Raw genomic sequence first — 24,964 nt, forward strand, 5'->3', positions numbered from 1 at the left:
TGATTCTATTAAGTTGAATTGAAGGGATATTTATGTAATATGTTTTTACTGTAAGCTTGAAATAGATAATCCAGCTAAAATTTTTTCAGTTCTTATACATATGCTTCTCCAGCTCTCTTCGAATATCGTCTGAGATTACTTCGCTTTTATTCTCCTGTACATTATAGTTCACATAGATTGTATTGGCTTGAACGGTCAATTTTTCTTTCTGCCATATTTCTTCATATAACTCTAAGCTCGAGTTACCTATCCGCTTAATCCAGCACCTGATTTCTACGTTTTGGCCATAATAAATTTGCGCTTTATATTCAATGGTTGTTTTTAAGATAATCATCTTCCAGTTTTGAAAGCTTAGTTCTGGGTTGAACAGGGAAAATAATTGATTTCTCCCACCCTCCAGCCATATAGGGATGGTTGTATTGTTGATATGCCCTACTCCATCGGTTTCAGAAACTCGCGGCTCTATGATTGTTTGAAACATGACTTCCTCTCCCCCTCTTTCGTTTAATTCCACATTATTTTATAAATTCCTTCTACATTATTGTATGTGACACATCCTCCAAAACCGTATAGAATGGATACATATATATTGCATAAAAGGAGTTTTTTTCTTGGTATCCTCTAAAGATGTTGCACGACAAGCTGGTGTCTCACAGACGACGGTGTCGAGAGTTTTAAACACACCAGAATTAGTAAAAAAACCGACACTTGAAAAAGTGATGAAAGCTATTGATGAACTAAATTATATGCCGAATCTTCATGCTCGCTCATTGGTTCAAAATAAAACTGGGTCTATCGCTCTCCTATCGGGTCCATTACACAATCCATTTTTTGTTGACTCTACAACTGCCATAGTTAACTATGCCAATGAAAAGGGATATCGTGTGAATGTTCAGTTTGTGAATGACGAAAAGCTTAGCGAGGCCTATGCTACAGCATTTGAGCATAAGATTGATGGTATCATTTTGTCGTGTATTTTAATCGATGACCCGATCTTTGATAAGCTTAAGCGTATGAACATACCTTTTATCACCTATAACCGTAAACATAAGAACAATGAGTATTTTGTAGAAATAGATAATTTTCAGGCAGGCTATTTAGCAGCTAAGTATATGATTGAGTTAGGGCATAAGGAAATAGCATGGGTTGGCGGACCCTTATCTGTCAGCACTTTTAATAATCGCTATCTTGGTTATAAGGCCGCTATGAAAGACTATCAACTGACATTACCTGATCAATTTATCTTTAATACGGATACCTCCAAGCAAGATATAGCTAGAGCATTTGAACAATTAATAAATTTACAGGAACGTCCAACGGCAATATGTGGAGGATCTGATTCACTAGCATTATTTTTAATGGACGAAGCTTTTCAACATGGTATCTCTATACCAAATGACCTGAGTATTATTGGAATTGATAACGTAGACTTAAGCAGACATGGCTCCATTCAGCTAACAACAGTAGGAAGTATCTCTGAAGAGAATTTAGGATTTTTAGCTATCCATGAATTAATTGAAATGATTGAAAATAAAAAAAACAGTTGCGTTCAAATTACAGAGTCTGTTAAAGTATTTAAAAGAAGCACAACGAGGGTACTTAAAACAAACTAATATTAGGTTTGTTTTATTTTTCCTTTTTAAATGAATACGTAACCATTTCTACTAGTTTAAAATGGTTACGTATTCATAATATGTAAAGGGGTTTTATGTAAGGGGTTACATATGAAATTGGGAGGAGATTTAGTTTATGTTGTGGAAAAATCGAAAGTATGGAGAAGAATCTCCATACATACCGGCGGGCCCGTTTAAGATCCGCTTACCTTTTATTCATTACCGGTTTGAGTGGCCAGATTATGTGCAAGGATTACTGATGTGCGCGGTGGATTTATCGGCAATTCCTCTATTAATTGAGTTGTTGGGAATGCCATTTGAAGTTGCTATGGCTATCGTACTCTTAAATGGAATATTTTATTTGCTACATCATTTACTTGGTGACCCAGCGGTTCCAGGTTGGATAACACCAGCAATTCCACTAATTATGCTTTATTGTCAGCAGTTCCCTGAAGGAGCCGAGCGGGTTCATGCCTTAATAGCATTCCAGATGACTTTGGGAATTCTATCTCTATTACTTGGGGCCTCAGGTCTTGCATCTAAGGTTGTTAAACTCATTCCGCCAGCAATAAAATCAGGGGTCATCCTTGGAGCTGGATTTGCTGCAGTTATATCTGTGTTCCAAATAGGGGAAGATTTGAATCATTTCCATGGACTATTACAATTGCAATTGGTATTGCTTTCTATCTATTATTCTCTAATCATTTTGCAACCTTCCAAAATAGAAATCCATTTTGGGGCACCATTGCTAAACTTGGAATATTTCCTGTCATTATTTTAGCAGTTGTTATAGCTCCTCTATTCGGAGAAGCGGCTTGGCCAACAATAGAATGGGGCTTTTCTGCACCTGATTTTATAACCCTTTGGAACGAATATACAATTTTCGGTTTAGGTTTACCACCACTTATAATGTTCATAACTGGATTACCGACAGTACTTGCTGCTTATATTGTGCTGTTTGGTGATGTGTTACAAACGAAGGCTTTAGTTGAAGAAGGAGCGTCAGCCCGTCCTGACGAAAAAGTGGAATACAGCCCTAGCCGTGCTCACTTAATTTTTGGTATTCGTAATAGTGTAATGAGTATTTTAGGTCCAGACGTAACAATGTGTGGTCCATTATGGTCGGCCATGCAGGTCGTTATGATTGAGCGCTTTAAAAAAGGACGTAAAGCAATGGATTCCATTTTTGGTGGAGTTGGTTCATTCCGTTGGGGAACAAACACTGGATTATTATTACTTCCGATTGTTAGTTTGGTAGAGCCAATTTTAGGGGTAGCTTTGGCTTTAACTTTACTCATTCAAGGGTATGTTAGTGTTAAGGTCGGTATTTTAGAGTCGCGAAGTCAACGTGACCTAGGCATTGCCGGTATTATTGGTGCTGTGCTTTGTATAAAGGGAGCTGCTTGGGCTTTTGCAGTAGGAATTATTCTCTGCTTACTCATTTATGGTAAAGACTTTTTTAAAGGTGAAGTTGATAATACTTTTATGAAAGACCAGGACGCTAATTAATTATTCCTTGTGAAACAAAGCAGAGCTTCTACAATTGAATGCCTCCACAAGAGTGGTAATATATTGTTACCCAGAGCTTTGTATGGCTCTCACACAACGAAAGGATGATTCAAATGGAAAGAAAATATTTTGTAAATGGTGAATGGAAATCTTCAGAGAAATATGCGGAGCTGTACTCCCCTCATACGAAAGAGCTTATAGCGAAAATTCCCCAGGCAACTCGTGAGGAAGTGGATGAAGCAATTGAAGTGGCATACAGTGCACGTGAAAAAATGGCTGCTTTAACAGCATTTGAACGCTCTGCTATTTTGGAACAGATTACACAGCTATTTATAATTCATCGTGAGGAAGCTGCGAAGATTATTTCCTTAGAGGCTTCAAAGCCTTTGAAATATGCGTATGGAGAAATCGATCGGACGATTGAAACGTATAAATTTGCTGCAGAGGAAGCTAAGCGTTTAACTGGAGAAATGATTCCGATGGATGCTGCCAAAAATGGTGCTGATCGATTTGGCTACACAATCGAGGAGCCTATCGGTGTAATCGGAGCAATTACTCCCTTTAACTTCCCACAAAATCTAGTAGCACATAAAGTCGGACCTGCTATTGCAGCAGGAAATACAATTGTATTGAAGCCTGCTTCACAGACTCCTCTTTCTGCTTTATTTTTAGCAGAATTGATCGAGCAAACGGCACTTCCAAAAGGTGCTTTTAATGTAGTGACTGGTAGCGGTCGCGAGGTTGGCGATGCTTTAGTTGAAAGCGACAAGGTGAAGATGATTACTTTCACTGGTAGTCCAGCAGTAGGTAAGGGAATTCGAAATAAGGCAGGCTTAAAAAAGGTGGCACTTGAGCTTGGGTCTAACGCAGGTTTAATCATCGATAAAAATGTAGATTTATCTAAAATTGTACCGAAATGTGTGATGGGTGCCTTCTCTAACCAAGGGCAAGTGTGTATTTCGTTACAACGTACGTATGTAATGGATGAGATTTTCGATGAGTTTATCGAGCAATTTAGTGAGATGACTAAGAAGCTTGTTGTCGGTAGTCCATTCGATGAATCGACTGACATTTCTGCAATGATTGCTACTAGCGAATCGGAGCGCGCTTTGGAATGGGTCGAGGAAGCTGTAGAGCATGGTGCTGAAATCATCACTGGCGGTAAGATTGAAAACGATGTGTTTCAGCCTACTATTTTAAAAAATGTAAATGCTATCTCAAAGGTTTCCTGTCAGGAGGTTTTCGCACCGATTGTTGGGGTGAGTCGCATATCTTCTATTGAAGAGGGAGTTGAAGCCATCAACCTCTCGGACTTTGGACTACAGGCTGGGATTTTTACTAACGATATTCAAACTGCATTTAAAGCCTCGAAGCTTTTAGAGGTTGGCGGCGTAATGATCAATGACATTCCTACCTACCGTGTAGACCAAATGCCATATGGTGGTGTGAAGGACAGCGGAACTGGCAAGGAAGGCATTAAATATGCTATCCATGAAATGACTGAAACAAAGCTTGTTGTATGGAATAATCAGTAAGGAGTGTGCAATATGTCAGAAAAAATTACGTTTACACCAATCAGCTATACAGGATGGGATTCACTTTCCCATCTTTTAGCTGAAGTGAGGCGCTTTGAAGTGAAGAAAATATTAATCGTCACAGATCCTTTTTTAAAGGATATCGGATTGACTAATAAAGTCTCGGAGCCACTAGAGAATGCTGGCTACAACGTTCAAATATATACAGATGTAGTGCCAGAGCCACCTCTAGCAATCGGCGAAAAACTTGTTTCCTATACACGTGAACATGCCTTTGATATGGTAATTGGCGTCGGTGGTGGTAGCGCGTTGGATTTATCTAAGCTTGCAGGAGTGCTAGCTTCTCATGATGGTAATGTGGCAGATTATTTGAACCTAACTGGAACGAAGCATATTACCCATAAAGGTTTACCAACTATTTTAATCCCTACCACTTCTGGGACTGGGTCAGAGGTTACAAACATCTCGGTGTTGTCCTTGGAAACTACAAAAGACGTGGTGACGCATGATTATTTATTGGCGGACGTGGCAATTGTAGATCCAGCATTAACAATTTCATTGCCTCCGAAGGTAACTGCTGCAACGGGAGTAGATGCACTGACACATGCCGTTGAGGCGTATATCTCTAAGAATGCTAGTCCTGTGTCGGATGCATTAGCGCTACAGGCAATTCGGTTGATCAGCAATTCTATTCGCACTGCTGTATCGAATGGGGATGATAAACAAGCTCGTACAGATATGAGCTACGGCAGCTATTTAGCTGGGCTTGCCTTCTTCAATGCAGGAGTTGCTGGAATACATGCACTCGCTTACCCGCTTGGCGGGCAGTTCCATATCGCACACGGAGATTCGAACGCTGTGCTTCTCCCTTACGTCATGGGATACATACGTAAAAGCTGCGAAAAACGCATGAAGGACATATACGATGTAATGGGCTTCAGCTCTGCTAATCTATCCCAGGAGGAAGCATCCTATAAATGTGTCGCTGAGTTAAAAAGATTAGTAGAAGATGTTGGAATCCCTTCTAACTTACAAGGCTTCGACATTCCAGAAAGTGCCTTGGAAAGTTTAACGGAGGATGCATTGAAACAGAAGCGTATCTTAGCTCGAAGTCCGATGGAGCTAGGACGAAAAGAAATTTCTGCGATCTATCAAGCTGCTTTTGATGGGAAAATTGTGGAGTAAACTGTTTTGAGTTAATCCCTGTGCCAGTTGAAGGCATAGGGATATTTGTTTGGAAGCTACAACGTCACAGTCCCATAAAAATAGTACCATTCAAGCCCTAGCTCAATGGTACCCTCCCTTATAACCCCTTATTAATCTCTTCAATAATCCTAACAATCTCAGCTGTTTCTTCTAGAGAAACTGCCCCCTTCCCAGTTTCAAAAAATTCTACAATATGCTCGACGAGTCCTGCGTAAAAGGGTTTCTCCTCTTCCCATAGCCTTAACGTCTGAACATCGTCTGCAGAATGAAGTACCGCTCCGAAGCGACCATGCCATTCTGATTCTCCTCGAATTAAGAGATGTCGCCCATCCTTATATGTCAGATGAACTTGGTGACAATCGATCTTGTGCTCGACCTGTACTTTTTCTACGCCTGTTCCAAAAAGCGTAACAGCCATTTCTACTAAATGAATGCCATACCAAAAGTAGCCGGGCATTTGCTCCTGCATTGGGGTAGGACCGTAGAAATAGCCGCTACTCCAATTACCTTTCCTATTAACAGTCATGACTGATTCAGAAAAACGTAAAGCGGATGAGCTCATGACCGGTGTTCCATTTTTTTTACTCAGGCTCATGACCTCAGCCATTTCTTCACTGCTCATGACGACTGGCTTATCGATGAAAACTGGCTTACGATAGGTCACAACCTGTTTGAACCAGTCTAGATGGTTTCTTCCGTCAACTGTTCCAATTATGATTGCGTCTACTTCATTCATTATTTCCTCGACTGTCTCTACCTCTTCTACTCCATATTTTTTTATAACGATTTGGTAGTAATCAGGGAATCTGTTGGAGCTGATTGGTAAATCTTCTGAGAAGGTCGGGATGGCATGGGTGATCTTTGCACCTTTCACGTGGTTTGTATCGTCCAGATCATTTAATAATCTCGTGAATATTTCACTATGAGAGGTGTCTAGACCTATTAATCCTATTTTCATAGAGCTCCTCCTATTCCTCGTTCATAATAATTGCAAATACCTGTCTCGGTCTGCCACGCCTTGAAATTTTCTCCATCCCTATGATTTTGATCAGCTCGGCGTCTAACCAGGATTGAATGATTCGATGTGCACTTCTTGGTGTGATGCTAAGGATAGTTGCTAATTCATGTGCCGTGAATTCATTCTTTTGTTTTCGCTTGATAACAGCCATCGTTTTTTCTATATTTGCAGCACTCATGCCAACAAATTCTGCTTTACTGATCAGTAACTGATCGGTCACTGTGAGTGGGTATTTCATTGGTACTATTAAGTCAATTGGACCGAAAACACTGCGATCTTCACGGACGATGAAGCAGCAGCCCCCTCCGTTTTCCTGCGCCTGAATGAGAGCAACCCTAGCATGCGAGCCAGCCTCTAAAGCTGAGAAGCCAAAACCTACACCGATTGATAGAGATACCTCTAGCTTTTTCTTCATCTCATCGACAATTGGCAAGTATTTGTAACCCTCTGTAATCCTTTCAAAAATGCCTCGATTGGTAACGAATATATACTCACTGCTGCTGAGTGCAACGAGATACCCGTTTATTTGCTCTGCAAATTGAAGCAGCATACGGTGAATAGCATGACTTCGTTTATGTACCTGCTGCTCCGTCATAAATTCATGGACATCCCCGGAACTTTCTATAAAGATTCTACCTATAATAATTTGCATTTCCTTTTGCTTTCGTTGATTGGTCGCAAGCAGCATTCGCTCGATTGCCACAATAATATCCTGGTCTGTTGGCTTCAGCCACTCATTTACAATATTCATACTTGTCAGCTGTTCACTTACTAGCTTTAAACTAGTAATCACTACTGTATCGGGGTTGTCCAACACATTCTTTTCATGGAAGGTTACTACATCTTCTTTGTTTTCCATATAGACGATTTCTTGAAAGCTTTGATAGGTAAACGTTTCTTCTAAATTATTTTTCACTATTTCCATGTAATTGTTCTGAATACCATCTAGACTAATATTCGATAGACTCTTTTTGCTCTTCAGCTTATACAGCGCTTGATAAAGTCCTGCTCCCTTCAAAGGAATATAAAAAGCTGGAACCTCTATAGGGATTTCATCCTTCGAAACTAAATACGGAATTCTTCCCGAATAAAACAAGCAATCTACATGATCGATAAGCTCCGTTGTTAATTGCCTAGCATCTACTATTTCATCCGATAAACTAAAAATCGGTTGGATATTCGGAAAAAGTCCAAAGCATCTCACCATTGTTTCTCGAATCCACTGTGGCCCTATAACTCCTACTCTAATACTAGTTTCCACAAAACCCACCCCCTTGGAATAGAAGAAAGACACACCTTTTGATGTGTCTGTAGAATGCTGTTTCTTTTCCTGCGATATCCTCTTCCTTACCTAGACACATATTTCAAGACAGTCTAGGCACTGCGCTTTCCTTTTCCAAAAACTCTTTTACAAAAGAATCATCATTCAGCTCTGGATAAGCAGCATAAACACGGTCTATTTCCTCTAGCTGCCCGTCACTTAGCACTTCATGGTCCATCAGGCACCAGTTTCCCTTCATAAGCCCCTGTCTTCTGAGCACTTCATTGATTCCAGCAATGCTCCCTTTAAAATCATGCTTAGAATCAAAGAATGCTGCATTAGCATCCGTCACTTGTTGAGCGACGGAGAACCACTTTTTATCAACTTGTTCATTTGCTCTCGCTTCTTTTATTTGTTCAAAAAGCTCTACTGCCTTATGTGTCCAGACAGACCAATGACCGAGCAAGCCGCCGACAATTTGTTTCGATGCTTTCTGACCATTCACTTCTGCTTCATACTCTGTAAATAGGTCAGTCACGATATTGTCGTCATTACCTGTGTACAGTGCAATTTCATCTTTTCTAGGAGAGGCGTTTACCGCACGAATAACATCTAACGTCAAATAGCGGTCAAATGGTGCCATCTTAATACCGAACACATTGTCGATAGCTGCGAACTGCTCCCAAAAATCGTAGCTAAATACACGTCCTCCTACAGCTGGCTGCAGATAAAATCCGAAAACTGGGATGATATCCGCCACTGCCATTGTGCGCTCAATCAATTCCTTTTCTGAATATTCATTTAATCCACCGTTACTTAATAATACCATATCATAGTCAAGATTTTTAGCAGTATTTGCCTCTTCTACTGCCTGCTCTGTTTTCCCACAAGCACCTGCAATTTTGAGGAATGGTCGATCAATTTTTGCCTTTTCGATTTCCTCCATCGCAAGCTTCAATACCGTTTCATACAAATTAAATTGCGAATCACGAATTTCAAATTGCGTCGTATGGACACCAACTGCTACTCCTCCAACACCTGCATCGATATAATATCGAGTTAATCGGCGCTGAGCCTCTTCGTCTAGCTGTTTATCCTGTGTGATTGCCAGTGGATGAGCAGGTATGAAAGCTCCATCGTGTAAATGCTGTTTCAGCTCGTCAGTTAATGCCATTTAAAATTCACCCTTCCTCTCCTGGAAGTGGGTCGGCTTATTAATCGTCTCTCCATCATTAGCCACCCAGTCAGCTATCCATTCAATCATTTCTCTAATAGAAACACGAGGATAACCAAATAGCTGGTGAGCTTTACTCGCATTGTTGAGTAATGCATTTTCTTGCTCCTCGCCAACAAACACAGGCTTTTTATCGAACAAGCGCCCAAACTCTTTTGCCAGCCAGCGAACTGAAAGCGTCTCTGGACCTGTCACATTGATGATTGTCGGAGGCGAGCTCGCATGAAGAAGTGAACGAATCGCATACTCATTCGCATCTCCCTGCCAGATCACATTGACATGCCCCATGGAAAGGTCAAGCGGTGTTTCATTAAAGACGGACTTGGCAATTTCCAATAAAACCCCGTAGCGCATATCAATTGCATAATTCAATCGGAATATAGCAAGTGGTGTATTGTCTCTTTGTGAGAAATAAGTAAACACGCGCTCTCTCCCTAAGGACGATTGACCATACTCACCGACTGGAGCCACAGGATGATTCTCATCGCAGCCGCTTGCATAAACAGGAACTAATGGATAAACATTTCCCGTAGAGAATGCCACAATATTTGAGCCTTTAAAATGTTCTGCTACTCTACCTGGTAAATACGTATTCATCGCCCATGTGAAATGCTCGTTACCAGTCGTCCCGAATTTATTCCCAGCCATATAAATGATATTTTTTTCTACCGGTAACTTTTTTAGCTCATCCTCATCTAACAAATCACAGGCAATCGTTTCAACACCTGCGGACTCTAGCTCATCTTTCAGCGTGCCATTCGAAAATCTGGAAACCCCAATCACCTTCTTATCCAAGCCTGCCGCATCAATCGCTCGCTTTGCCATTATCGCAAGCGTCGGGCCCATCTTCCCGCCGATACCCAAAACCATAATATTTCCTTCTAACTTCACTAAGTCATCTATCAATGCAGCAGATGGCTGCGTCATCAGGTTCTCTAATTCTTCTACTGTTTTCATATTGTCCTCCAGTCTATTAAGTAAAAAAGATATTTTGTACGTTGTTATATGCAAGATAAATCAACACAAGCAAACCAATGATTCCTAATACATTACTTAGCCATTTGTTTTTCAACTCACCCATCACCCGCTTGTCATTCGCCACTACTAAAATTGCAATTGCTATAAACGGAACAACAAAAATCGTCACCGCCTGAGCAAAGACGATTAAATTGAGCGGTGCGGAACCAAATACAATTCCAATAACCGAACCAAACAAAATCACTAAAATAATGAGAAGCTTTACTTTCATATTAGAAAGGTTACTTCCTAGCCCAAATCCATCTGCCAGCAACGAACCGCCAATCGTCGCATTTCCCATAAGCGAGGAAAACGAAGCACCAAACAGCCCAAGCATAAATACGAAAGTTGACCAGCTACCGAATAATGGCTCTAATGCCAAGCCCATTTCCGTTGCATTATTCACGACTAGGCCCTGTGGTTTTAAGATAGTGGCAGCTGTGATCATGATTAAAAAAGAGATAAATCCAAGCAGGAAAATACCTAAGAAAGACTCCTTCTTTCCGCTGGCTGCATCTGTAAGAGTCCAACCCTTTTCTTTAACCAAGTACGATTGATACAATGCACCAACTATGGAAAAGCTTGTTGCAAATAAGGCAATAATCAATCCCATACTTCCATCAGGGATCACAGGAATAAATCCTTGAAAAATTTCAACGATCGATGGCTTCACTAAAATGACTGTAATAAGGAATGCCAATAGCATCACAACTACCAAAACAAGCATAAGCTTCTCAAGAATTTGATAGAACTGCTTTGCAAACAATAGCCCAATAGAAATAAGCGTAAATACGATGATCCAAACAGTCGGCTTCATATTAGTCACCGTGGAAATAGCAAGACCAGTTCCAATCGCATTCCCCGCCTGGAACGAAGCCGTAACCAAAAATGCGCCAATCCCAATAAGCAGCCCGGACCAAAATCCCCATTTCTCCTTCATAACCCCTATGAAGCTAGCCTTTGCAGCAATTCCAATTCGCGTACTCATTTCCGTATACACCATCATCAACATAACCGCTAAAACTAATGTCCATACGAGCTGCGAGCCATAAATAGCCCCAATCTTCGAGGACAAAGTCACACTCCCCGGCCCTAAAACTAACGCAGAGGTAATTAATGCCGGACCCAAATAACTAAAAATACTCTTTCTACCGACCTTAGTGTTACTAGCAACCCCAATCTTTGCACCCTCGTTCATTTTTAACCCTCCCTTTAATTGACTTTTCTGAAATATATAATTTTATAGTATCTTATAATTCTATATAATGACATGACGTTAATAGGACTGTTAATCAGAAAGAAGTGGCCACTTTCTCATTGGCTACTTCTTATTCAAAACCTTAAAGATATAGAAAAATGGTGAACGGTCATAAAATTGGGCTATCCGGTCATAAAAATTTCTATCCGGTCATAAAGTCGAGCTATCCGGTCATAAAATTTTCTATCCGGTCATAAATCTCCGCGAACGGTCATAAATAAGAAATCTATCTATAAAAAGTTTAATTTTCTGATCCAAAATAAGAAGTAGCCAGATGATTTCTCACTGGCTACTTCTTTCAAACTTTTAAATCCTTAAAGATATAGAAAAATGGTGAACGGTCATAAAATTGGGCTATCCGGTCATAAAAATTTCTATCTGGTCATAAAGTCGAGCTATCCGGTCATAAAATTTTCTATCCGGTCATAAATCTCCGCGAACGGTCATAAATAAGAAATCCATCTATAAAATGCTGTATTTTCTGATCCAAAAATAAGAAGTAGCCAGAATCTGGCTACTTCTTTTCATCTTTTATTAATTTGCTAATGTTTCTTCTGCCAAAGGTAAAGGAAGTTCAGGTGCATGTAACTCATTTTCTATTACGTCGTTCCCGGATTTACCTGTATCTGAAACGGTAACAGCAATTGTAATTTCCTTCTTACCATATTTAACGGTAATAATTGTTTCTCCTAGGCTTTTTGCTCTTACTAAACCATTGCTAACAGAGGCTACTTTAGTATTTTCTACTTTATACGTAGCTGCTATCGTAATATCTCTTTCTGTTGTTTTTCCATCTGCTGTTGTCGTTACTTCTGTAATTCTCAGTTGTTTCTCTTTTCCAGGCTTCAAGTCAATTTGTGTTTGATCTGCAGTTATTGTCACTTCTGGAGCTGAGACAGAAACATTTACTGTTAGCTCATTTTTACCGTATTTAACAGTGATGGTTGTGTCACCTGTAGCTTTTGCTCTTACTAATCCACTAGTTACAGAAGCCACTTTACTATCTGCTACTTTATAAGTTGCGGATGTTGTAACATCTCTTTCTGTTGTTTTTCCATCTGCTGTTGTCGTTACTTCTTTAACAGTCAGCTGTGCCTCTTTTCCTGGCTCCAAAGTGATTTGACTGTTGTCTACACTTAGGGATACTTCTGGTTCAGTAACTGTCACGCTTACCGTTAATTCGTTTTTGCCATACTTAACAGTAATGGTTGTATTTCCGGCAGCTTTTGCTCTTACTAAACCACTGCTCACAGAGGCAACTTTACCATCTGCTACTTTATAAGTTGCGTTTGCAGTGACATCTCTTTCAGCTGTTTTTCCATCTGCAGTTGTTGTTACTTCCTTCACTTTCAATTTCGTTTCTTTTCCTAGTTCAAGGCTAATTTCCGTTTTGTCTATGCTTAATGTTACTTCCGGTTCTGTGACCGTTACATTTACAGTTAATTCATTTTTACCGTATTTAACCGTAATAGTTGTATTACCGACGCCTTTAGCTTTTACTAGACCGCCACTTACGGTTGCAACCTTGTTATTTGCTACTTTATATGTTGCAAAGCTAGTTACGTCTGTCTCTTTTGTTTTACCACCTGAAGTTGTTACTTCTTTAATTTTTAGCTGTGATTCTTTGCCTGGTTCCAGATTCACTTCTGTTGTATTAGTAGTAAGTGTAACGATTGGTTCTGTAACAGTCACATTTACTGTTAATTCATTTTTACCGTATTTAACTGTGATTGTTGTGTCACCTGCACTTTTCGCTGTGATTAAACCATTGCTCACGGAAGCAACTTTGCTATTTGCTACTTTATAGGTTGCAGATTTTGTTACATCAACTTGTTTTGTTTTTCCGTCAGCGCCTGTTGTTACTTCTTTAATAACTAGCTGTGCTTCCTTGCCTAGCTCCAAGTCTACCTGTGTTTTGTTTGAAGTTAACGTTACTCCTGGTTCTGTAACAGTTACATTTACAGTTAATTCATTTTTACCGTATTTAACAGTGATTGTTGTGCTACCTGCTTTTTTCGCTATTACTAAACCATTCTTTGCAGAAACTACTTTACTATCTGCTACTTTGTATGTTGCAGCCTTCGTTACATCAACCTGTTTTGTTTTTCCGTCTGCTCCAGTTGTTACTTCTTTAATCGTAAGCTGTGCTTCTTTTCCTGGCTCCAAAGCAAGCTCAGTTTTGTTAGCAGTCAATGTTACGACTGGTTCTATAACATTCACATTAATCGTCAATTCGCTTTTGCCATATTTAACGGTAATTGTTGTACTTCCTGCATTTTTAGCAGTGATTAAACCATTTTTTACTGATGCAACTTTACTGTCTGCTACTTTGTAAGTAGCAGCTTTCGTTACATCCTGTGTTTTTGTTTTACCATCCGATGTTGTTGTTACCTCTTTAATAGTTAGCTGTGCTTCTTTTTTAGGCTCCAAGTCAACTTGTGTTTTGTTTGCAACTAGCTTCACTCCAGGTACTATAACAACGGAATCTTTTACAGTCACATTGACAGTCAATGTATTTTTACCATGAGTAATAGTGATCGTTGAGGATCCCTTACCTACTGCGGTTACTAATCCTTTAGAAACTTTTACAACACTTTCGTCCGCTACAGCGTAAGTAGCTGCTTCCGTAACATCTTTAGTTGTCGCTGCACCTTCAGCTGGCGTTGAAGTTTCCGTAACAGAAAGCTTAGCTGTTTTTCCAGTTTCTAAAGTAAGTTCAGTCGGGTTAACAGAAAGGGTTACGACTGGCTCTGGTTCTGGATCTTCGCTTTCATATATCAATGCTTCCCCTACATTACCTGCTGCATCGTTCACAACAACCTTAATAGAATCAGTCTCAGCTGTTACTGGGAATGTAAATGCTCCGTCCTGTGCCAAATTGAATTTCACAGGTTCCGCTGGCACACCGTTTACAGTTGCAATATATGAAGCTTTTAGTTTTTCATTCAAATCATATTCTAGTCCATACAAATATAATTCTTCGTTATACGTTATATATTTGTCTGTTACTTTCCCTGTTGCCACTCCATCCTTCACAGAGCCCGTGATTTCAGGTTTTGTTGTTTTTACAACGACAGGACCAACATAAGCACTTACAGCTCCTGATGCAGCAATAGCATTAAAGTCAATTGTATAAAGACCATCTGGAATTGTTGTTGCAGGTGCACCACTCCATGGTTGATACTCTCCATCAACCGGTAGTCTCCATGAGCCTGCTGCAAGTGAAGAACCTGCATGTAAATAACCAATGTAACCATCACCATATTCTCCACCTTCAGGATCCATGATATCCCAAAGCTCGATATAGTTCGTTGTCACGTTCCCAGTCAATGTAAATGTAAGCTCGGCTGAATCCTTCACACCATCTCCATTAAAGGATAGGTCAGTACCTGATATGGCCATATTTCTAATTTCGGTAGCAGTCACTCCAGAGAAGTCTGCGGCGAATGGCAATGAAACCTCTGAACCTCCACCGTTAATACGGATATAACCTAGAATTTCAGAGCCATTTGGAGCTGTTGCTTTAGAAGCAGTCAATGTAACATTTAATACCTGCTCTCCAGCCAATGTAAATGAAGGCTTATCAACAGTCACTTTGGCATCACCAAACGTTTTGGTCACATCAACTGTTACATTATAATTTCCACCTTGACCCTTTAAATCTTTTACTCTAATTTGTTTTGTGACAGAAATGTTTTTATCCTTCAAAGACTGCGGACCGAAAGTTACAGTTCCCTTCAAGTTTTCAACGATTTCTCCACTTGCATCTAAAACAGCTTGATCGATTGCATAGGCAAGTACATTCGGATGAGCAGCACTATATGCGTCTACTCGACCAGCACCTTGAGCGAACACATCATAGTTAGTAGTGTTCAAGATTTTAGCCGTATTTGAAAGAGCAACCTTTACATCGAAAGCATTCCATGATGGATTTGCTTGTTTAACAAGCGCCGCAATCCCTGCGATATGTGGCGTAGCCATGGACGTTCCCGTTTTGCGGTCATATGCTTCTCCATATACTACATCTGGGAAATCTGCTTTATACATAGGAATTGCTGACATAATATTAGTTCCAGGTGCACTTACATCTGGCTTAATATCAAAATTTGGTGTAGAAGGTCCACGTGAGCTAGAGCTATTTACTTCATCTCCAGTAGTTTGTGCTGAGCCAAAGTCCCCGAATGAAACCTTCCCTGCGCCATTTACTAATGCTGCACGAATTGCATCCCCGTCAGTTTGAGACATATCAAACGTTGGGATAAATTCAAATGAATCTCCTAAGAATGTTCCAGAGGCATTTGGTGCATTTGAGCCTCCAGCAAAGTTATGAATAATGGCTGCTGCTGCACCATTTGACTTTGCATGTGCAATTTTATCAACAAAAGCAATCGCACCACGAGAAACTACTACAACTTTTCCTTGTACATCAAGCCCGTTATAATCCTTAGCTTCACCGTTACCAGGAACAGCGACTAAGTCAAATTCGCCTTGAAGCTGAGTGGAAACATCCGTACCAAAAGTAGTTCCCATCAATTGTAATTGTTTCGTAAGTTTATATTCGCCAATCGTAACATTTACTTTTCCGTTATGCATGACTTCAGGATTAGTAGTGTTACCAACAGCAATTCCTAAACGGGCTGTCGCAGGAGTACCCATTGTCCCACGATTCGGACCTGAATTACCTGTTGCAATGACAGAAATAGTACCAGCCATCATCGCATTATTGATTGCAAAGGATCCGCTATCCGTTTCTGAGTTAGCTCCTCCACCAAGTGAAAGGTTAATAACATCCATTCCTTCTATTACTGCCGTATCTATGGCTTTTACAATACCAGAGGAAGATCCACTGCCGTAAGCACCTAGTACGCGGTAAGCATAAAGGTCCACTTTTGGAGCAATCCCTTTAATGCCGTATTCATTCGCGCCTATTGCTGCGATTGTACCCGCTACATGCGTACCATGAGAAGTATAGAATGCATCTCCTTTCGCATTAAATTCTGGAGTTCCTGCAGGACGTTCAGCCGGTGAAGTTTCCGATGCGTCATTATCTGCACGAGCTCTAGTATAGGTAGATGAATTAGGGATGAAATTCTTACCACCCTTATAGATACCTGCAAATTCTGGATGATCTGCATCAATACCTGTATCCAATACTGCAACCTTAATCCCTTGCCCTTCTATTCCCTCATTCCATAGTCTTTCAATGCCTAGGAATGAAATACTTGTATTCATCTTTGCATCTAATTTATCTTCTTTTTTAGTGACAGTAGATTTAACAGGCTTCGTTTTTTGTGGTTCTTCTGATGCGTAAACGATTGCATCAGGCTCCACTAGTGTTACACCTTTAACATCTAATAGTTTTGGAAGGTCATCCGCTTTGACAACCGCTGCAAAACCGTTTAATACTGTATCAAATGTATAGCCTTGCTTCATAGCAATCTTTTTTATATTTATTTCTTTTTTTACAGCTGTTTGTTGAGCTTTTACCTTATTTCTTATACTATTTTCTTGAGAAGCAGAGAGTGATTTTCCCTTTAGTTCACTAATACCTTTTTCAAGAGCAACAGGTTTCTCGGATAGATGTATGATAACTGCAACTTCCTGATTACCCGATAGTTTCTGTAAGTCTTTGTGAAGCTTCGGTCCATCGTTCCCCAAACTTGTTTGCTCAGCGATTGCTGATTTTAACTGCATTGTGCTTTCACTAGTAGTATTTGGTTTAAACTGCTTTGTCGCACCATTTGCCGATGCAGTCATCATTGGACTGAACATCGTCAAGACCATAGCTAGTACCAAAAATACTCTAAAAAACTTATTAACTAGGTTTTTCTTCATTTAATATCCCCCTTTAGCACAAATGTTTTTCACTTTTAAAAGTGTGATTTTGCACCTTCCATTAGCTAATGTCGTAATATGAGGATCGCATCCTTCCTATGAGATGAAGTAACAAACTTATAATTTGATACTTTTCTAATCTATGTGCTAGTCCCTATTTGTATGATTTAGAATGTGAAAAATTAGCTATCTATGTTTGGAAAATTTTAAATATGAGTTTCTGCTTTCTTATGATTCTTGTAGCATTTATGTGAAAGAACACGAATAAATGAAGAGTAAATAATGATATCTAGATACTTTACAATTAATAAAGTAATTGATTTCCGCTTTAGGTGGGCGCTTTCCGCGGGGTGAGCGATAAGCCATCACCGTCGCTGTCGCGTCGTTTGTGATGGCTAATCTGTCTCACTCATCCCGCTGGAGTCGCCACCTGTCGCTTCAATCAATCTAGTGAATAGTGTTCGGGGAAGGGATAATAACTCATTTTCTTACTAAAAAAGAGGCAAAGTATGTTTGATTTCCGCTTTAGGTGAACGCTTTCCGCAGGGTGAGCAATAAGCCATCATCGTGGCTTCGCCCCGTTTGTGATGCCTTATCTATCTCACTCATCCCGCTGGAGTCGCCACCTGTCGCTTCAATCAATCTAGTGAATAGTGTTCGGGGAAGGGATAATTTTGTAACTAACTTATTTACTTACTTACTCTTTAAAAAAGAGGCAAAGTATGCTTGATTTCCGCTTTAGGTGAACGCTTTCCGCGGGAGAGCGATAAGCCATCACCGTCGCAGTCGCGTCGTTTGTTATGTCTTATCATCTCACTCATCCCACAGGAGTCGCCACCTGTCGCTCTAATCAATAGAGAGAAGAGGTTCGGGTTTAATTTGGAGAGGAGAACGAAAAAATAAAGAAATGGACAGCTTGCCAAAGTTACTTCGATCGGGTAAATAAAGTCTTGAAAACCAATATTTTATATCTTTAAAGCAATATCCCCTGTTCTCTATTCTGAGAACAGGGGGACTATTAAAAATGCTTACTATATTGATCATCATACTTATGACAGCTGACATACCTGCCTTCAGCAACATTGATTTCTTTTGGGATGACTGTTTCACATACGTCTTGTTTATAGGGACACCTTGTATGGAAGGTGCAGCCACTTGGTGGGTTGGAGGGGCTTGGTACGTCACCAGTTAGGATAATTCTTTCCTTTTTTATATAAGGATCTAATAAGGGTACTGCAGACATGAGTGCTTGCGTATAAGGGTGTAGTGGATTTTGAAATAACCCTTTCTTATCAGATAGCTCTACTATTTTTCCTAAATACATAACTCCTATTCTATCGCTGACATGCTTGACGACACTAAGGTCATGAGCGATGAATATATAAGTAAGTCCTAGAGACTCCTTTAAGTCTTGAAATAGATTGAGAATTTGTGCCTGAACCGATACATCTAGAGCAGATACTGGTTCGTCTGCAATTATTAAAGAGGGATTTACAGCGATAGCCCTCGCAATACCAATACGCTGCCTTTGTCCCCCACTAAATTCATGTGGGTAGCGGTCGATGTGAATCGGACTTAGCCCTACATTCACCAATAGCTCTTGAACTTTTTCTGTTCTTTCCTTCAATCCTTGGGCGATACCATGAGTCTGTAGTGCCTCGCCTAATATAGCACCAACTGTCATTTTAGGATTAAGGGAGGCATAGGGATCCTGAAATACTATTTGCATTTCGCCTCTCATTTTTCTTAAGTCCTTATCATTTAATGAGGTTATTTCCTTACCTTGAAAGGTAATCCTACCCTCAGTAGGTTCTATAAGACGAAGAATACTTCTGCCCATTGTGGATTTTCCGCAGCCGCTTTCTCCTACTATCCCTAGTGTTTCTCCTTTGTTTACGTAAAAATTGAGTCCGTCTACAGCTTTTACAAACTGCTTTCCTTTTTTTAGAAAACGCTTTTTAATAGGAAAGTGAGTTTTAAGGTTTTCAACTTCTAATAGAAGTTTATTCAAGCTTTCACCCCCTGCTCCTCGTATAACCAGCAACGTACTAGCTGAGAATCGAGTTTAAATAAGGATGGGTTATACTCATGACATTTTGCATGTACTTGCTGACATCTAAAACGAAATGGACAGCCTTCCTTTATTGCCCCTATATTTGGGACATTTCCCTCAATAGGAGTGAGCCGATCATTACTCTCACTATAGATATTCGGTACAGAATTCAACAAACCAATTGTATAGGGATGCTTTGGATTCTTGAAAATCGTTCTAACATCTGCTTGCTCTACAATTTGTCCATAATACATGACTATGACCCGATCGGCCATTTCTGATATTACTCCTAAATCATGCGTAATGAGTAAGATTGCCGTATGATATTGCTGCTGCAAGTTTTTCATCAAATCTAGTATTTGTGCTTGAATAGTTACGTCTAAGGCAGTGGTAGGCTCGTCCGCGATAAGGAGTTTAGGGTTACAGGCCATTGCCATAGCGATCATCACCCTTTGTCTCATACCTCCCGAAAGCTGATGGGGATATTCATCTATAATGCTTTCTGCTCGAGGAATCCCTACCTTTCTTAGAATCTCAATTGTTTTTTCCTTGCTGTTAGCTTTCGTGGCAAACCCATGTAGAAAAAGAACCTCACTAATTTGCTTGCCTATTTTATGGACTGGATTCAAGGATGTCATAGGCTCTTGAAATATCATCGAGATTTTATTTCCACGAACCTCCTGCATCTCTTTTTCTGAAAATGTATTTAGATTTTCTCCTTCAAAGACAATGTTTCCTTCAATAGAGCTCGTATTTTTCTCCACTAGCTGCATCAATGAAAGTGCCGTTACACTTTTTCCACAGCCCGATTCTCCAACTAAGCCAACTGTTTCCCCTTGCTGAATATGAAATGACAAGTCTCTTACTGCTGGTATATTTAGCGATTTATCATTTTTGAAAGATATATTTACATGCTCCACAGTTAGCAAATCTAGTGAGATAGTCAATGAATCTACCTCCCATCCAAGAAATATTCATATGCTATCTTGGAAATTTGAGCAATGGGCTCGTCCCCCTCATATTCTAAGGAATGTCCATTAGAGAAGACGCAAATGACATACTGACCTTTATCTTCAGGTAAGTAAACAACTCCTGCATCATTGTACATAGCTCCAAGACTACCAGTTTTATTGGCTACAGGCGTATTACGCGGTAGAAGCCCTCCAATACGTTGCTGGTAATGCTGTCTATGCAATATATCTATTATCTCTCTTGAACATTTCGTAGAGACGAACTCTCCTTTTGCGAACAATTCTAGTAAAAGAGACATATCCTTTGCTGAACTCACATTGCTCTCCTTATTGTGCTGATACACGACACTTTCCCAATCTATTTCCTGTTCCTTCAAGCGTCTAATGATTTCATCAAAAAGTTCTGAGCTGTATGGCTGATACGGTATCCCTACACTTAAGCTAAGAAGCTCCCAAATAGAATGCTTAATATATATGTTATTAAGCCCTAATCTGTCCATTGTCTCTTTCACTGGGGTAACTCCACCAAGAATTTTTAATAATTTATCTGTGGCAAGATTATCACTTACGATGATCATCATCGTAGCTAGGTCCTGAATCGTTGGCTTTATGCCATACTCCATTTCCTGAAATACCCCAGAGCCTGGTACATAATCTTGTTCAGTCAGCTGTATTCGTTGTTGAAGATTAATCTCGCCTTTATACGCTTTTTCATATAAAGTAGCTAAAACTGGAAGCTTCATCACGCTTGCCGTTTGAAATAGCTTGTCTCCCTGTATATTTACTTCCTCATTTGTTTGTAGTTGCTTAATATAAATTCCAAAGTCAGCTTCAATATTTGTCACATAAGATTCTATTATTTTTTGTAAGCTCACCTGAGTCACTCCTTGTTTGATTATTATTTTGATTTTGGATCTAATGCATCTCTTAGACCGTCACCTAGCAGGTTAAATCCTAGTACTACAAGCATTATTGCTAGTCCGGGAAACAAGGTCATCCACCATGCCTGACTTAAAAATGATTTTCCTACATAGACTAGCGCTCCCCACTCAGGATTAGGTGGTTGTGCTCCTAGTCCTAAAAAGCTCAAGGATGCTGCGGAGAGGATCGCACTTCCAAATTCCAAAGTAGCTAATATGATGATTGGTGAGGTGACATTAGGTAGTATATGCTTGAATATTATTTTGAAGTTCCGTAGCCCTAACGCTCTAGCAGCCTCCACATATTCCGTCTCTCTTATTGTTAAAACTGCTCCCCTGACTACTCTTACAAAGGAGGGAACAGCCGATATAGCAACTGCGATCATTGCATTCGTTAGACCTACACCTAAAACTGCAACTATTGCGATCGCCATCAGCAATGATGGAAAAACCATTAAAATATCTATAAATTGCATGATATACATATCTAATTTTCTATAATATCCAGCCACTACCCCTAAAATGACACCAATCGTCCCTGAAACAACTACTGCAAATAAACCCATCAATAAGGAAACTCTTCCTCCGTAGAGAATGCGTGTCCAAATATCTCTGCCAAATTCATCTGTGCCTAGCCAATGCTCTACACTTGGACCCTTTAGGCTATCCTCAAAGTTCATTTCATTTACAGGATAAGTTGCAAACCATGGAGCAAACGCTGAAGTGATGATGAAAAATAGTAAGATGATGGAGCCAATGACGGCCCCTTTGTTATTCGTCATTTTTTGAATAAAAATAGCTAAAGAAGATTTCCTATGAATAGATTCTGCTGTTAAAATAGTCAAATTATCTACTGATTTCAGCTTTCTCTCTCCCCTCACACGACTCTTTATTCGTATTGAATACGAGGATCTAATTTGGTATAAAGCAAATCAACTACAAAGTTAACAAGTATAATAATAGAGCCCATAAATAACAATAATCCTTGAACAGTTGGAATATCTCGGGTAGATATTGCTGAAACGATTAGACTGCCGAGGCCTGGCAGTGCATATACAGTCTCAGTAACTACTGCTCCTGCCATCAAATAACCGAACTGCATACCGATTAATGTAATAACCGGTATGACAGCATTTTGCAAACAATGTTGAAAGATTAACCGATACGCGCCTGCTCCTTTAGCTCGAGCAGTTCGTATATAATCCTGTTTAATCACATCTAGCATACTGGAGCGCGTCATTCTTGCAATACTTCCCGCGGTACCCAAACCTAAAGTGATAGAAGGAAGTATAAGCGAATAAAACCCGCTGTACCCTGAGATTGGAAAAATACTTAATTGATAAGAAAATAGTAGAATTAAAAACAAAGCAATCCAAAAACCCGGTGCAGAAATACCAATAAGAGCCAAAGTCATTGCTAGCTGATCGTAAATGGTGTTCTTTTTGACTGCTGCTAATACTCCTATGCCTATCCCTAAAAACGAACCAAATAAGATACTATAGAATGCTAATTGGGCAGTCACTGGTATTCGATTCATAATCTCTTCAACGACCGTATATCCAGTGATAAAAGAAGTTCCCAAGTCACCTTGAATTGCATTCGCCATATAGGATACATATTGAATGGTTATTGGCCTATCTAGTCCTAATCTAGATTCTAATTCTTGAATAGACTCCTCTGTTGCATAGTCACCTAGTATATGATTGACTGGATTACCTGGTATTAAATGAATAATCATAAACACTAAAATGGAGACTCCAATAATGGTAATAAGCATTGTAGTGATTCTTTTGAATAGATAGGATGACAAGTAAACGCCTCCTTTTGTACAGATTAATTTTCTTCTATTCCTTTACTTTTACATCCTGCCATTGAATCGTGCCCTCGATTGGATGAATCTTAAAGCTTTCAAAATTACGAACTGCTGTAATATTTTCTTTCACATATAGCGGTACAAATGGAGATTCCTCCACTAGCATTTCCATCGCCTCTTCATACAGCTTTAACCTTGCATCCTGATCCATTTCAATCGCCGCCTTGTCCAAAATGCTATAAATCTCTTCATTTTCATAATGAAGTCGCTTCGATTTTTCTTTCCCGAATAACAAGAAGTTCAGCACGTCAGCATCCGGCCATCCAAAGCTCCATAGCAACATTTGATGTGCTCCCTTAGGTGTTTGCTCAATAATAGTTGCGGATTCCTTCACAGAGATGTTTATTTTAATACCAATCTCCATTAATTGATTTTGTATAACCTGAGCCGCTCTTTGATTGGCTGGATCATCGTCTACCCATAAATCTACTGCAAACGGCTTGCCATCCTTCATAGCCACTCCATCCTTGTTCGTCTCTTTCCAGCCCGCTTCCGCTAATAGCTTCTTCGCCTGCTCTGTGTCTCTTGTATATTTCTCGTGGGCCATCGTTTCAATTTTCTCGCTATAGCCAAATGCAGCCTTCGGTAATGGTCCAAATACTGCTTTTGCTTCACCATTTAATGTATTATCTATAATAGAATCCCTATCAATTGCCATTGCAATAGCTTGTCTAACCTTTTTATCTTGGAAGATAGGGAGTTTATTGTTCCAGCCTAAATAACTTAAAACATCTCCTGGCACACGTTCAATTGTCACTTCTGAATCCTTCTCTAAATCCTCAATATATTGGTAAGGCACATTCAATAAAACATCCACATTACCTTTCTTAAACTCTAAAATCCTAGTCTCTTCATCCGGTATAAATCTAAATTTCACGCTATCAAATCCTGGACCGCCATCATTCCAATCAAAATTCTTATACGGCTCATATACCAGTGAGTCTCCGCGATTGATTTTACTTAGCTTTAACGGGCCTGAACCACTAGGATTTTTCTCAAAACCTTCTCCCTTTTCATCTAAAGCAGAAACGTCTATCGGTGCCAAAAAGGAAGTGGTCGCATTAATAAAGAACGGTGCAAACTGATTCTTCCATGTAATCTTGAAGGAGTGTTCGCTAATTACCTCTATACTATCTATGTCCCCAGCATTTGTACTAAAAGGAGACGATTCCACTAATCTTTCGAAGGATAGTTTAACTGCCTCTGCATTGACAGGCTTCCCAGAATGGAACTTCTCTCCCTCTTTAAGATTAAAGATTACCTCTTTCCCATCCCCTACAATTTGATAATCAGTGATTAAATTTGGGACGATATTCCCCTCATCATCAAGCTTCAGTAAGGTATCATACAAAGGAGTATTCGCCTCTCCTGTCGACGATGTTCGATGAATATCAACAGAATCTGGCTCCGACACCAAACCAACAACTACCTCCCCCGAACCTCCTTTGGAATCCGATTGCTTCCACCAATTACAGCCGGACAGAACAAGTGCAAGCACAATAAACAAGCTGATCACTCCCAACCGCTTTCTCCCCATTTTTCTTCCCCCCATTTTCCTATGGCAACTTGTCCATATCGGAAATTTGTATTATCAACAATATATTCATGGAGGTATATAGATATGTCTTTGTGTTTGAAAGTATTTGGGGGAGTTTCTTACA

Annotated in this window: 16 protein-coding genes and 1 pseudogene; 4 read left to right on the forward strand and 13 right to left on the reverse strand. The window is 39.8% G+C overall.

All coding sequences use genetic code 11. The features are described from left to right. Positions 1 to 85 precede the first annotated feature (85 nt). Positions 86 to 481 (reverse strand): acyl-CoA thioesterase, encoded by a 396-nt coding sequence (locus tag D0S48_RS08360; protein ID WP_151111224.1) that lies wholly within the window; start codon positions 479 to 481, stop codon positions 86 to 88. A 130-nt stretch (positions 482 to 611) separates the two neighbouring features. On the opposite strand from D0S48_RS08360, the gene D0S48_RS08365 reads away from it, so the two are divergent. From D0S48_RS08365 to D0S48_RS08380, 4 genes and pseudogenes are all read left to right on the forward strand, one after another. Continuing rightward, complete coding sequence (locus D0S48_RS08365) at positions 612 to 1,613, forward strand: LacI family DNA-binding transcriptional regulator (protein WP_151111226.1); 1,002 nt, start codon at positions 612 to 614, stop codon at positions 1,611 to 1,613. 136 nt (positions 1,614 to 1,749) lie between these two features. Next, positions 1,750 to 3,122 (forward strand): annotated as a pseudogene (locus tag D0S48_RS21315) (hypothetical protein). Positions 3,123 to 3,235: 113 nt separating this feature from the next. Continuing rightward, on the forward strand, positions 3,236 to 4,657 hold the full coding sequence (locus D0S48_RS08375) for an aldehyde dehydrogenase family protein (RefSeq protein WP_151111228.1): 1,422 nt from the start codon (positions 3,236 to 3,238) through the stop codon (positions 4,655 to 4,657). 12 nt (positions 4,658 to 4,669) lie between these two features. After that, complete coding sequence (locus D0S48_RS08380; RefSeq protein WP_151111230.1) at positions 4,670 to 5,842, forward strand: iron-containing alcohol dehydrogenase; 1,173 nt, start codon at positions 4,670 to 4,672, stop codon at positions 5,840 to 5,842. A gap of 118 nt (positions 5,843 to 5,960) precedes the next feature. Here D0S48_RS08380 and D0S48_RS08385 read toward each other — a convergent pair whose 3' ends face one another. From D0S48_RS08385 to D0S48_RS08440, 12 genes are all read right to left on the reverse strand, one after another. After that, the gene (locus D0S48_RS08385; protein ID WP_151111232.1) at positions 5,961 to 6,821 is read right to left on the reverse strand and encodes a Gfo/Idh/MocA family oxidoreductase; all 861 of its coding nucleotides are present in this window, start codon (positions 6,819 to 6,821) and stop codon (positions 5,961 to 5,963) included. A 10-nt stretch (positions 6,822 to 6,831) separates the two neighbouring features. Then, positions 6,832 to 8,142: a GGDEF domain-containing protein gene (locus D0S48_RS08390; RefSeq protein WP_151111234.1), complete on the reverse strand. Its 1,311-nt coding sequence runs from the start codon at positions 8,140 to 8,142 to the stop codon at positions 6,832 to 6,834. A gap of 103 nt (positions 8,143 to 8,245) precedes the next feature. After that, a complete protein-coding gene (locus D0S48_RS08395; protein ID WP_151111236.1) occupies positions 8,246 to 9,316 on the reverse strand; it encodes a dihydrodipicolinate synthase family protein in 1,071 nt (356 codons plus the stop codon). Then, positions 9,317 to 10,333 (reverse strand): NAD-dependent epimerase/dehydratase family protein, encoded by a 1,017-nt coding sequence (locus D0S48_RS08400; protein WP_144540421.1) that lies wholly within the window; start codon positions 10,331 to 10,333, stop codon positions 9,317 to 9,319. Between the two features lie 16 nt (positions 10,334 to 10,349). Further along, positions 10,350 to 11,591, reverse strand: coding sequence for an Nramp family divalent metal transporter (locus D0S48_RS08405; protein ID WP_151111238.1), 1,242 nt, complete (start codon positions 11,589 to 11,591; stop codon positions 10,350 to 10,352). A 594-nt stretch (positions 11,592 to 12,185) separates the two neighbouring features. Beyond that, on the reverse strand, positions 12,186 to 17,486 hold the full coding sequence (locus D0S48_RS08410; RefSeq protein ID WP_151111240.1) for a S8 family serine peptidase: 5,301 nt from the start codon (positions 17,484 to 17,486) through the stop codon (positions 12,186 to 12,188). 1,018 nt (positions 17,487 to 18,504) lie between these two features. After that, entirely contained in the window at positions 18,505 to 19,497 is a 993-nt protein-coding gene (locus D0S48_RS08415; RefSeq protein WP_151111242.1) for an ABC transporter ATP-binding protein, read from the reverse strand. Further along, on the reverse strand, positions 19,494 to 20,480 hold the full coding sequence (locus D0S48_RS08420; RefSeq protein WP_151113764.1) for an ABC transporter ATP-binding protein: 987 nt from the start codon (positions 20,478 to 20,480) through the stop codon (positions 19,494 to 19,496). The genes D0S48_RS08415 and D0S48_RS08420 overlap by 4 nt, the downstream gene beginning before the upstream one ends. Before the next feature lie 11 nt (positions 20,481 to 20,491). Then, complete coding sequence (locus tag D0S48_RS08425) at positions 20,492 to 21,385, reverse strand: serine hydrolase (RefSeq protein WP_191963896.1); 894 nt, start codon at positions 21,383 to 21,385, stop codon at positions 20,492 to 20,494. A 23-nt stretch (positions 21,386 to 21,408) separates the two neighbouring features. Beyond that, a complete protein-coding gene (locus D0S48_RS08430; RefSeq protein ID WP_370455739.1) occupies positions 21,409 to 22,275 on the reverse strand; it encodes an ABC transporter permease in 867 nt (288 codons plus the stop codon). 44 nt (positions 22,276 to 22,319) lie between these two features. Beyond that, positions 22,320 to 23,240, reverse strand: coding sequence for an ABC transporter permease (locus tag D0S48_RS08435; protein WP_151111246.1), 921 nt, complete (start codon positions 23,238 to 23,240; stop codon positions 22,320 to 22,322). 34 nt (positions 23,241 to 23,274) lie between these two features. Next, on the reverse strand, positions 23,275 to 24,840 hold the full coding sequence (locus tag D0S48_RS08440) for an ABC transporter substrate-binding protein (RefSeq protein ID WP_191963897.1): 1,566 nt from the start codon (positions 24,838 to 24,840) through the stop codon (positions 23,275 to 23,277). Positions 24,841 to 24,964: the final 124 nt, after the last annotated feature.

Source organism: Psychrobacillus sp. AK 1817, assembly GCF_008807035.1.
Taxonomy (GTDB): Bacteria; Bacillota; Bacilli; order Bacillales_A; family Planococcaceae; genus Psychrobacillus; species Psychrobacillus faecigallinarum.